Source organism: Methylomicrobium sp. Wu6, from assembly GCF_035916875.1.
Classification (GTDB): Bacteria; Pseudomonadota; Gammaproteobacteria; order Methylococcales; family Methylomonadaceae; genus Methylomicrobium.
The window spans coordinates 37455-49215 of the sequence record NZ_JAXUHN010000057.1 but is presented as its reverse complement, the minus strand read 5'-3'; the positions used below and the strand labels follow the sequence as shown (position 1 = coordinate 49215).

Genomic DNA, 11761 nt, shown 5'->3' with positions numbered 1-11761 from the left:
TGGAGAAATACATTGCTGCCTACAACACGGGAGCGCAACCTTTCGTTTGGAAGAAACGCGAAGTCGTTGGCAGCCAGATCAAAAATACAATCTCTATCTTATGCAATTAGACACTAGCTCTGGCCATAATGGTTATTCGCGCGTTTGCTCCTAATCGCTTTCGCGTGCTCTGAGCCGATTAAACGCGCCTCCCAAGCCCAAGCCATCCTCCACACCTCAAGCACTGAAGCTGGTCACCGAACCGCTCGCTGATACCGACCGGTATGTCAGTCTACGGGGGGGCAGACGATGAAACACGATGCCCTGATCACCACACTCAAAACGCTTAAGCTCTACGGCATGGCCGATAGTATCTTAAGCTTGGCCGAACAGGCATCGCCTGCCTATCAACAAGCCGTGCCTATACTGGAGTCCCTGCTCAAGGCCGAGGTGGCTGAGCGGGAAGTCCGCTCCATCAACTACCAGATGAAGGTCGCCCGGTTTCCGGTTTATCGGGATCTGACCGGCTTCAATTTCCACGAAAGCCAGGTCGATGAAATGCTTGTCCGCGCTCTGCATCGGTGTGAGGTGTGAGTTTATCGAGGATACACAAAATGTCGTCTTTGTGGGCGGACCTGGAACCGGAAAAACCCATCTGGCCACAGTCATTGCGGTACAGGCCATCCAGCATTAACGGCTGCGGGTGTGCTTCCTGTCGACCATTGAACTGGTCAACCAACTGGAACAGGAAAAGCAAATAGGGAAGCAAGGACGCCTTGCCAACCGTCTGATGCATACCGATCTGGTCATCCTGGATGAGTTAGGGTATCTGCCGTTTAGTCAGGACGGTAGGGCTTTTATTGTTCTACCTGATCAGTAAGCTGTATGAAAAAACCAGTGCCATCATTACAACCAATCTGAGCTTCTCCGAATGGAGCCATGTGTTTATCGATGAAAAAATGACCACGGCATTGCTCGACCGATTCACTCATCACTGCCATATCATCGAAACCGGCAATGACAGTTACCGCTTCAAACATTCGACTTCACAAAAGGAGGATCAAAAGACTGGAAAAAGAAAATCAAATTAAGACATAATCCGGCCAAAAGGCGGGTCAGTTTTAGATGCAAATCCCGGGTCAAATTTAAACGCAAATCAACAAAACTTTGCGACAGAACCGCTGAAATCAATCGTTATAGTCGATAGTCATAATTGCTATTTTTTAAATCGGCGATAATGCCGGATCAGCGCGTTGGTCGAACTATCATGGTCGAGTTGCGGCTCATCTGCACTTTTAAGTTCGACAGCAGTTTTCTGTGCCAATACTTTGCCTAATTCGACCCCCCACTGATCAAATGAATCGATATTCCAGATTGCTCCCTGCGTGAACACACTGTGCTCGTAAAGCGCGACTAGCAAGCCAAGCGTTTTAGGTGTTAACTGTTCAACGAGCAGCGTGTTGGTCGGACGATTGCCCTCGAAGGTACGGTGCGGCACAAGCCATTCGGGAATGCCTTCGGCTTTGACTTCAGCTTCAGTCTTACCGAAAGCCAGTGCCTCGGTCTGTGCGAACAGGTTTGCCATCAGCAGATCATGCTGATCTCCAAGCGGATTTAGGGTCTGACAAAAACCGATAAAGTCGCATGGAATCAAGCGGGTTCCCTGGTGAAGCAACTGGAAGAACGAATGCTGGCCGTTGGTGCCCGGCTCGCCCCAATAGATCGGCGCCGTTTGATAGTCGGCGCAGGCGCCGTCCAAGGTAATGTGCTTGCCGTTGCTCTCCATCGTCAATTGCTGCAAGTAGGCAGGGAAACGTTTGAGATATTGGTTGTAAGGAAAAACAGCAACAGACTGGGCATCGAAGAAGTTGTTATACCAGAGCTTGAGCAAGCCCATGATGACAGGGATATTTCGGTCGAAGGGCGCCGTACGAAAATGTTCATCCATCTCATAGAAGCCTTCGAGCATCGCACGGAAATTGTCCGATCCGACGGCGATCATGGTTGATAAACCAATCGCCGAATCCATCGAATAGCGTCCGCCGTCCCAATCCCAGAAACCAAACATATTATCGATGTTGATGCCGAATTTTGTTACTTCTTCAGCATTAGTCGATACGGCGACAAAGTGCCGATATACGGCCTGCTTGTCAACGAGCTTCTGCAAACACCAGTTACGCGCGGCGCGGGCGTTGGTCAGGGTTTCAAGGGTAGTAAAGGTCTTCGAACAGATAATAAATAGTGTTTCTTCAGGATCAAGATCGCGCGTAGCTTCCTGAAAATCGGTGCCATCCACATTTGAGACGAAACGGAAAGTCAGGTCGCGCTGACTATAATGCCGCAGCGCTTCGTAGGCCATCACCGGGCCAAGATCGGAACCACCGATACCGATATTGACGATATTGGCGATACGTTTACCCGTGTATCCCAACCATTGACCACTGCGAACCCGCTCTGAAAAGACGGCCATCTTATTAAGAACTAAATGTACTTCAGCCACCACGTCAACGCCGCCAAGCATGATCCGTACACCTTCAGGGGCACGCAAGGCCGTGTGCAGAGCGGCTCTTTGCTCAGTCACGTTGATGGTATCGCCAGTGAACATAGCCGTAATCCGCTCGCGTAACCCGCATTCCTCAGCAAGGTTTATCAACAACCCCATAGTCTCCTCAGTCACACGGTTCTTCGAATAATCCAAGTAAATGCCTGCAGCATCAATCACGAATCGCTCACCTCGCAACGGATCATCCGCGAACAGCTGGCGCAGGTGCAATGGGTGTATCTGTAGATAATGTGCCTGCAATCTTTTCCATGCAGGGCGCTTTGTTAACGGCTTAATTATAAAATCGATTTTCATAGTAATTATTTCGCTCCTGTTTGATGAGTTCTTTGAAGTTGTGTATCCAGTAACCGCCATTGATGACCATTGCGAGCCAATAGTTCATCGGCAGCCTTCGGACCTTCGCTACCTGCCGCATACTTAGAGAAAGAATCCGGAGGCTGTTGTCGCCAAGCCTCAAGAATAGGGTCGATCAATCGCCATTGCGCTTCAACACCGTCACGGCGGGTGAACAAAGTGGCATCACCGCATAACGCATCCAGCAGCAAGGTTTCGTAAGCTTCAGGAATACGCATGTTAAAAGCTTGCTGATAGCGAAAATCCATACGCACGTTGGCTGTTCGCATTTCGTTGCCCGGTTGTTTGGCATCAAAACTGATATCGATGCCTTCGTTGGGATGAATACGCAGGACGATAACATTGGGCTCGATAAGCTCCGACCTGTTGGCGAACAAGGGCTGCGGCGGTCGCTTGAAGTGCACGGCGAGTTCAGTAACGCCACGTGCCAAGCGCTTGCCGGTGCGCAGATAAAACGGCACCCCAGCCCAGCGCCAGTTTTCAATACGAAACTCGGCAGCGACATAGGTTTCGGTGTTTGAATCTGAAGCGACGTTGGGCTCCTCCTTATACCCAGGCACCTTACCACCCTCAAGCTGTCCGGTTTCATATTGCCCTCGCACTGTTTTCGCTGCAACTTCTGCTACCGTCATCGGTTTAATCGTGCGCCAAACCTGTACTTTATTATCACGCACCGCATCGGCGTCAAAAGCAATGGGCGGTTCCATCGCGATCAAAGCCAGTAATTGCATCATATGATTAGTCACCATGTCCCGAAGGGCGCCTGCTTCTTCGTAGTAACCGCCGCGATATCCTATGCCTAAGGTTTCCGCTGCGGTTATTTCCACATAATTGATATGATTACGATTCCAAACCGGTTCGAAGAGCGCATTGCCAAAACGGAATACCAGGATGTTTTGCACGGTTTCCTTACCCAGATAATGGTCGATCCGGTAAATCTGATGTTCAAAAAACACACCGGCAGCATAGTCGCTGAGCGCTTGAGCGGAGGCCAGATCGCGCCCGAAAGGCTTTTCGATAATGATTCGCGCCCAACCCGATGCCTCACTGGCCAGCTTGGCCTCGCCTAGCCCATCTATAATAGAACTAACCAGTGTAGGCGGAGTAGCGCAGTAATAAAGCCGGTTACTCAAGGTGCCGCCGTTCAAGTCTTGAATACGCGTAGCCAGCTCGGCATAACTGTCTGGATCTTTTAAATCGCAGGCGAAATAGTCTAATTTTTGCGCAAATTGACACCATTCCTCATCATCGAACAATTGATCTCCTTTTGCCTCGCGCACGGCAGATTGCATTAGCGCCCTGAATGTATCGGGATCGATCGGCTCACGATCAACGCCGATGATCACCGAAGCTTCCGAAAGCTCTCCTTTCCGTGCCAAATGACACAGTGCCGGCATTAACTTACGTTTGGTTAAATCCCCGGTCGCGCCGAAAATGATGATCACGCAAGGTTCGGCCTTGGATAACACAGATTCGCCAGACTTTGCGGCAACAGCTTCAACATCGATGGTCACACTTCTTCTCCCTTTCCAGCTTCTTCATGCCCGCCAAATTGTTGCCTCATAGCTGACAGCATTTTCTCGCCAAACGTATGCGTCTGACGAGAGCGAAAGCGAGCATAAAGGGCCGCAGTCAACACTTCGGCTGACACCGCTTCTTCAACAGCAGCCTGCACCGTCCAGCGCCCTTCACCGGAATCTGTGACATACCCGCTATAACCGGACAGCTCAGGATCTTCGGCCAGTGCCTGTGCAGTCAGGTCCAGCAGCCATGAACTAATGACACTACCACGCCGCCAGAGCTCGGCAATTTCACTGCATTCAAAGTGGTATCGAAACGCTTCAGGAAGCGACTCGGATGCCGCACCGCGCAAAATATCAAAACCTTCCGCATAAGCCTGCATCAAGCCGTATTCAATTCCGTTGTGTATCATCTTGACGAAATGTCCGGCACCAACAGCACCGCAGTGCAAATAACCCTGTTCTGCGGTATTTGCGGAATCGTTTCTATGAGGTGTTGCCGCAATATCGCCCCGCCCCGGCGCCAGTGCGGCAAAGATGGGGGCTAGCCATTGAACAGGGTCTTTCTCTCCCCCGATCATCAGCGAATAACCCCGCTCTATTCCCCAGATACCGCCACTGGTACCGACATCTAAAAAATGGATACCTTGTTCTTTTAACAGCTTGGCCCGGCGCACATCATCCTTATAATAGGAATTACCGCCGTCGATAATCGTATCGCCTATCTCCAGAACTGTAGCCAGTGCAGTAATGGTTTTTTCCACTATTTCACCCGCCGGAATCATCATCCACACAGCACGCGGTGCCGATAAGCGACTCACCAAATCCTTAAGAGAAGACGCTCCCTCAGCACCTTCTGCGGCTAAACGAGTGACATTGTCAGGGTCAAGATCATAAACGACGATTTCATGGCCGCTATTGATCAGACGCCTTGTCATGTTCGCCCCCATTTTCCCTAAACCAATCATGGCAATTTTCATTTGTTGCATTTTCCTATTATGAATATAAGCCAATACTTAAGCATTGACATAAGAGTGTCGACTAACTAAGGGGCTGTTGCCATTTGGCCATTTACCCTTGAAAAACAGTTGTACGGTCTCATTGATTGAATTTTTCAATCATAAGGACAAGCAACCTATGCCGCGACAAATGTTTACGGATGAATATTGGTCCAAACTAAAAGCCATCATGTTGAGTCTTGGGATTTACGATAAGCCTACGCTTCGGCAAACGGTAGAAGGGATTTTTTATCCCCTGCGAGAGCTCTTTGCCTTTGTGTTATCGTCAAAGGCAAACCGAAACAAAGCGGTTTGTTTCGTCGCATCCTCAATCACATCGCTCGATAAAGGAATGGACGAAAGAAGAATTAATGCGAGATAGACTGCAGTCTTATGGAAAATGTTTTTCATAATGATCCTCAATTGTTGGAATTAAACTTGACTCCGCGTGGAAAGTCTTTTTTTACGATCCTTAAAAACGAGGGTTTGACACGATGGTTAGGTGCCGTTTTAAATTTTTTTGAACAGTGATAAATTTCAAATTGCCCTGACAACGGCCTCTCAAACGATTAGCTCCTTTTTTATCTCTTGCTTAGGTGGAGCATGCTCATGACGCACGCCAGATTTGTGCCAAGATATAAAGTGATATATAAGTGCATGATTTGTCCCAAAGCCAGCAGGACGTTAAAAAGGATAAAACGCCAGTCGCTCAGTCTCTCAGCGTAAGTGATAGCCATAGGGTCCGGGTTTCCTACCGGTTGCAGCCAAAATACGGCTTTTTACGTCTGCACATCATGATTGCAGTCCGCTGCCTTGCGGATAGTGCTTTCGCTAATTTGAACAAAGCATAGGCTCTCAGGTAGCCCCCAATTATGGGTTGAATTGACGCCATATTCTGCCTCACCTTCAAATTAGGAAGTACGAATTAAATTCATCATGTTCTCTATGGCCGACAAAGACAAAAGCCGTTGGCCCACAACAGAACCGGCTTGCATTCGCTGATTTTGGTTGAACCTCTTGCTGTGTGGGAAGCGCTCAATAAATTCCCGCTGCCAACAGTGCGGATCAACCAGGAACCCTGTGCAATACTGTAAATTCGAGATTAACATAAGGCAAACGAATTTTATTTGACTTTAATATCGAAAAAGTCGATGTAAATTATTATGGGCATCGTACAAATTTGAATTTTTTGAGCGTGGCCTCGAAGGGCGGCTTTCAAGAAGCGGCGAATAGACTGGATGTCTCTCAATCGACGGTGGGAGCCTTATTCAGGGACGCCCTTGTTCGTATGTAAACGATCCGGAACGAATTTGGCCCAGTAAAGCCTTTAAGTGCTTCGCATGAAGTTCGTTTGCAATAGGCATTCGGTAAATCAACGGCTTGCACTATCCGAGTAACACAAACGAATTTCTCGCTGCCCACTTATATCCCAAACGACACTATCAATTTGCGAGATCATCCTATCTGTACGGCGGAACGGCTACCCCATTCGAGAAACTTGCCATATACCGACAATTCAAGCTAGCTAGATAGGATCATAGCTTCAAATAATCCAACCGATCGGATTGACAAAAAATGCCACGACCACATGCCCTGTCAAAAGCAAAACAACCAACTCCTGGACACATATTCAACAAAATGTACCGCAATCGCTGCTTTATTCCAAGCTTGCATCCTTAGTCAATTATGCCGTTTAAACAGCCATTTACAAAAAGCAAATAACCAATTTATGCCGTTTATGAGATAACCTGCATATAATCCATCGTTACCATGTTGACAAGAATCAAGATTGTGTGCTCATGGGCGGATAGCGGGACGTTTCGGAGTTTGCCCAGAGCGTTTATATTCAGGCCTTAGCCACTTGAGACATAAGAACAACACTACATGCAGCAAGATATTTTTAAGAAACTCGAAAGTAAAACATGTTAGTCTAATAACTTATTGAAAAACTCTTTTCCATTAAACAATTTTCCTCGGTAAACGAGGTAGTAGGTTATATGATTATATTCTTAAGAAGAATACCGTCAAATACCAAGAAATGTGAAATAGCGACTTTAATTGAGCCGGTTTTTAATGATTATTTTTTGGATAAGTCTTACAACCAAAGTATCAGTACAATCCATTGAAATCCTGTCTATTCAGGATATTGATTCGGATGCACTGGAAAAACATGCGTTGGTTAGGGTGTTTTCGAAAGAAATTGCAAGTCGAGTGATCAAACGCATCAATGCCGCATTATTCAAAATACGCTCATTTCGGCACGCGAATATGTCAATCGCTCATCATCGAATGACCCGAGAAACGCAAACCCAAACGACACCGCCGCCTTTCTGGACCGCCGCGTTTCGGAACGAAGAAGAAAGCCGCTGTTGAACTCCTGGCAGAAATTTCCTATTCTAGTCCGTGCCGCACAATAACTTTTCTTCCTTGAAACAGTCCGGCCGATCAACGGCCGGACTGCCAAAACCCAGCCATTCAACTCCACTCCCAAAATTCCCCGCGCATTATCCGGAAAGCGTCAGGTATAGTGTATAATACGCGGGCACGATAAAATCCGAGAGGCCGCCAAGCCTATGCTTTCCGATTTCATACCCATTCTGGATAAAATCAAACCCGGCGATTGGGATGCCGCGCATCGATTGATTCAAGAGCATTCCGATTTCTTGGGCTGTCGCATTCACGCCTATCTGCATCGACAGGAGGTCCACCTCGGCGAGGCCGCATACTGATCGCCAGCCCGAGTATACCGATGCCGAGCGGCAGTTTGGCTGAAGAACTCGATTGCCTTTTTCAAATTGCGCGGCAATAGCCCATCAGCCTTAATTTTTTCTGCCACTAATTGCAACGACAACCTTGCCTGACTCAGGCATTGCCAAATAACCCATGCTGCGAATTACCGAACTCAAGCTGCCGCTCGATCACCCCGAAAACCTGCTGAAATCCGCCATTACCCAACGATTGGACATAAACGCCGAAGCGCTGAAAAGTTATACGATTTTCCGCCGCGGCTACGATGCGCGGAAACGCGACAACATTAAGCTGATTTACACGCTCGACGTCGAACTGGTAAACGAATCCGCCGTCCTCTCTCGTTTCCATGATGACCCGCACATCTCCCTCACGCCGGATACCCGCTATCAATATGTCGCGCAAGCCCCGAGAGATCCGACAACACGGCCAGTCGTGATCGGTTTTGGCCCTTGCGGGCTCTTTGCCGGCCTGCTGTTGGCGGAAATGGGTTTTCACCCGATCATTATCGAGCGCGGCAAGCCGGTGCGCGAGCGCACGAAAGATACCTTCGGCCTTTGGCGTCGGCGCGAATTCAATCCCGAATCGAATGTGCAATTCGGCGAGGGCGGCGCCGGCACCTTTTCCGACGGCAAACTGCATACACAGATCAAAGATCCCCATCACTACGGACGCAAAGTGCTAACCGAATTTGTGAAGGCCGGAGCGCCTCCGGAAATTCTGTATGTGAGCAAACCGCACATCGGCACATTCAGACTGGTGTCAATGATCGAGGAAATGCGCGGCACGATCGAAGCCTTGGGAGGCGAAATCCGCTTTGAAAGCCGAGTCGAGGATGTTCTGATCGAGAACGGCGCCGTACGCGGCGTGATTCTGGCGAATGGCGAGACGATAGAGGCCAGCCATGTCGTGATCGCGGTCGGCCATAGCGCGCGCGACACCTTCGAAATGCTTTATGAACGCGGCGTCTATGTCGAAGCGAAACCGTTTTCGATCGGCTTCCGCATCGAACATCCACAATCACTGATCGACCGCTGCCGCTTCGGCAACCATGCGGGCCACCCCATGCTCGGTGCCGCCGATTACAAGCTGGTACACCACTGCAAGAACGGACGCTCGGTGTACAGTTTTTGCATGTGTCCCGGCGGCACGGTGGTCGCCGCAACTTCCGAGCCAGGCCATGTGGTAACTAACGGCATGAGCCAATACTCGCGCAACGAACGCAATGCAAACAGCGGCATCGTGGTCGGTATCACTCCCGAAGACTATCCGGGACATCCTTTGGCGGGCATTGATCTGCAACGCGAACTGGAAAAAAGAGCATTTCAACTCGGCGGCGGAACCTACGATGCGCCCGGCCAACTGGCCGGCGATTTTCTCGCCGGCCGCGCCTCGACCAAACTCGGCTCCGTGATGCCGTCCTACACACCGGGTGTGCGCCTATGCGACCTGAGCCCCGCCCTGCCCGCTTATGCAATCGAGGCGATTCGCGAAGCTCTGCCCGCCTTCGACAAACTTATCCCCGGCTTTGCGATGGCGGACGCGGTGCTAACCGGCGTCGAAACGCGAACCTCGTCGCCGGTTCGAATCAAGCGCAATGAACTCTATCAAAGTTTGAATACGCGCGGGTTGTATCCGGCCGGCGAAGGCGCGGGTTATGCCGGCGGCATCATGTCGGCCGCGATCGACGGTATCAAGGTTGCCGAAGCCGTGGCTCTGAGCATCGCCGGCAGCAATAAATAACCCGCACAGAAGAAAGGTCCTTATTTGGAGCGCTTGGTCGTGTTGAAAACATAAGACGCCACAACGCCGCGGTTATCGAACTTGATCACCAGATCCTCGGTTTCACCGTCGCTGAACAGGCTGTAATGGTAGTTCCCGTAAGTCCAGGTTTTCATTCCGTTGTCGATGCCGGTGCGCCAAGGCGCGCCGAATGTGGTATAGATGTCGTTCTGAGTCGTTTCACCTACTCGGATCGTAGAAACTTGGCCGGCAGGAAATTCGTGACCAATCGACGCGCAACCCGACAGCGAAAGGATGCAGGAAAAGACCATCGCGGAAGCTGCCTGCCGTAAAATCCTGATCGATTGGCCCGAGTCAAATAAAGTGCTTTTCATCGAAAAAATATCCTTACTAAAAACATTGAGGCTAAATCATAAAATAAACTCGGCGGAATTTCCTGTTTTTTGCCGGCCTTCGACTGGCAATCAGGCGTCATACAAATTAGAATAACGGGTTACACCCAAGCCTACCGAAATTTAACTGGCCAACAATGACTGATTATAAACTCACGCATCTGAAACAGCTTGAAGCTGAAAGCATTCACATCATTCGGGAAGTCGCCGCCGAATTCGAGCGCCCGGTGATGTTGTATTCGATCGGTAAAGATTCCGCTGTGATGCTGCATTTAGCGATGAAGGCGTTTTATCCTGGCAAGCCGCCGTTTCCGTTGATGCATGTCGATACGACCTGGAAGTTCCGCGAAATGATCGAATTCCGCGATAAAATGGTGAAGGAACTCGGCCTCGAACTGTTGGTTTATATCAATCAGGACGGTGTCGATCAAGGCATCGGCCCATTCACTCACGGCAGCAAGAAACATACCGACGTGATGAAAACCGATGCGTTGAAACAGGCCTTGGACAAATACAAATTCGATGCCGCCTTCGGCGGCGCGCGCCGCGACGAAGAAAAATCACGCGCGAAGGAAAGAGTCTATTCATTTCGCGATAAGAATCACCGTTGGGATCCGAAAAACCAGCGGCCGGAGCTCTGGAACATCTATAACGGCAAGATCGACAAAGGCGAAAGCATCCGCGTATTCCCACTGTCGAACTGGACCGAACTGGACATCTGGCAATACATCCATCTCGAAAACATTCCGATCGTGCCGCTCTATTTCGCAAAGGAACGCCCTGTCGTAAACAAGGACGGCATGTTGATCATGGTTGACGACGAACGGATGCCCATCGGACCGGACGACAAGGTCGAAATGAGAAAAGTCCGCTTCCGCACCCTGGGCTGTTATCCCTTGACAGGGGCAGTCGAATCGAACGCAACAACACTGCCTGAAATCATACAGGAAATGCTACTGACGACGACTTCCGAACGCCAAGGCCGCCTGATCGACCACGACCAGGCCGGATCGATGGAACAAAAGAAGCGTGAAGGTTATTTCTAAAAGCAAGCAAAAGACAATTGGTTTAAATCGACATTATGGGTTTTGAAGACATAGAAGTATGGAATCGTTCTTGCCGGTTATCGGCTGCAATCTATAAATGCCTTCAAGATTGCAGGGATTCCGGTTTTAAAGATCAAATTACATGCAGAGGTCTATCCGTACCCAGCAACATCGCCGAAGGCTTTGAACATAAAGGCGACGAGGATGCGATCGAATTTTTTTATATCGCAAAGAGTTCATGCGGCGTGTTGCTTACGCAGATACATATCGGCATGGAAGTCGGTTATATCCCTAAAGATATCGGCTTAATGTGGAAAAACGAAGCGGAGCAACTATCAAAAATGCTTACTGCTTTGATCGAATCAAAATCCAACTCATGATTCAAGTAAAGGTCTGTTAATTTCTCGACATTTCTTTT

8 protein-coding genes and 3 pseudogenes are annotated in these 11761 nt (G+C 49.4%); 7 read left to right on the top strand and 4 right to left on the bottom strand.

Going from position 1 to position 11761, the window contains the following annotated elements:
* Together U2W12_RS06020 and istB are read left to right on the top strand one after the other, a co-directional pair.
* A pseudogene (locus tag U2W12_RS06020) lies at positions 1 to 110 on the top strand (IS630 family transposase); the annotation flags it as partial.
* Between the two features lie 178 nt (positions 111 to 288).
* A pseudogene (istB, locus tag U2W12_RS06015) lies at positions 289 to 1070 on the top strand (IS21-like element helper ATPase IstB).
* A 125-nt stretch (positions 1071 to 1195) separates the two neighbouring features.
* On the opposite strand, the gene pgi reads toward istB, so the two are convergent.
* The 3 genes from pgi to gnd are packed head-to-tail and all read right to left on the bottom strand — an operon-like array spanning position 1196 to position 5405.
* Positions 1196 to 2836: a glucose-6-phosphate isomerase gene (gene pgi, locus U2W12_RS06010; protein ID WP_326499759.1), complete on the bottom strand. Its 1641-nt coding sequence runs from the start codon at positions 2834 to 2836 to the stop codon at positions 1196 to 1198.
* 5 nt (positions 2837 to 2841) lie between these two features.
* Positions 2842 to 4410, bottom strand: a complete 1569-nt coding sequence (zwf, locus tag U2W12_RS06005) for a glucose-6-phosphate dehydrogenase (RefSeq protein WP_326499758.1) — start codon at positions 4408 to 4410, stop codon at positions 2842 to 2844.
* Positions 4407 to 5405, bottom strand: coding sequence for a phosphogluconate dehydrogenase (NAD(+)-dependent, decarboxylating) (gene gnd, locus U2W12_RS06000; RefSeq protein ID WP_326499757.1), 999 nt, complete (start codon positions 5403 to 5405; stop codon positions 4407 to 4409). Before gnd ends, zwf begins: the two co-directional genes overlap by 4 nt.
* A 148-nt stretch (positions 5406 to 5553) precedes the next feature.
* On the opposite strand from gnd, the pseudogene U2W12_RS05995 reads away from it, so the two are divergent.
* The 3 genes and pseudogenes from U2W12_RS05995 to U2W12_RS05985 form a co-directional block, all read left to right on the top strand.
* Positions 5554 to 5676: pseudogene (locus U2W12_RS05995) on the top strand (IS5/IS1182 family transposase); the annotation flags it as partial.
* 2311 nt (positions 5677 to 7987) lie between these two features.
* The gene (locus U2W12_RS05990) at positions 7988 to 8143 is read left to right on the top strand and encodes a hypothetical protein (RefSeq protein WP_326499756.1); all 156 of its coding nucleotides are present in this window, start codon (positions 7988 to 7990) and stop codon (positions 8141 to 8143) included.
* A 154-nt stretch (positions 8144 to 8297) separates the two neighbouring features.
* The gene (locus U2W12_RS05985; protein ID WP_326499755.1) at positions 8298 to 9905 is read left to right on the top strand and encodes an NAD(P)/FAD-dependent oxidoreductase; all 1608 of its coding nucleotides are present in this window, start codon (positions 8298 to 8300) and stop codon (positions 9903 to 9905) included.
* Positions 9906 to 9925: 20 nt separating this feature from the next.
* On the opposite strand, the gene U2W12_RS05980 is transcribed toward U2W12_RS05985, so the two are convergent.
* The gene (locus U2W12_RS05980) at positions 9926 to 10279 is read right to left on the bottom strand and encodes a hypothetical protein (protein ID WP_326499754.1); all 354 of its coding nucleotides are present in this window, start codon (positions 10277 to 10279) and stop codon (positions 9926 to 9928) included.
* 155 nt (positions 10280 to 10434) lie between these two features.
* Between U2W12_RS05980 and cysD the strand changes: the two genes are divergently transcribed.
* Both cysD and U2W12_RS05970 read left to right on the top strand, forming a co-directional pair.
* Positions 10435 to 11343 carry a sulfate adenylyltransferase subunit CysD gene (gene cysD, locus U2W12_RS05975; protein WP_326499753.1) on the top strand — a complete coding sequence of 303 codons (909 nt, stop codon included), beginning with the start codon at positions 10435 to 10437 and terminating at the stop codon, positions 11341 to 11343.
* Positions 11344 to 11378: 35 nt separating this feature from the next.
* A complete protein-coding gene (locus tag U2W12_RS05970; RefSeq protein ID WP_326499752.1) occupies positions 11379 to 11723 on the top strand; it encodes a four helix bundle protein in 345 nt (114 codons plus the stop codon).
* Positions 11724 to 11761: the final 38 nt, after the last annotated feature.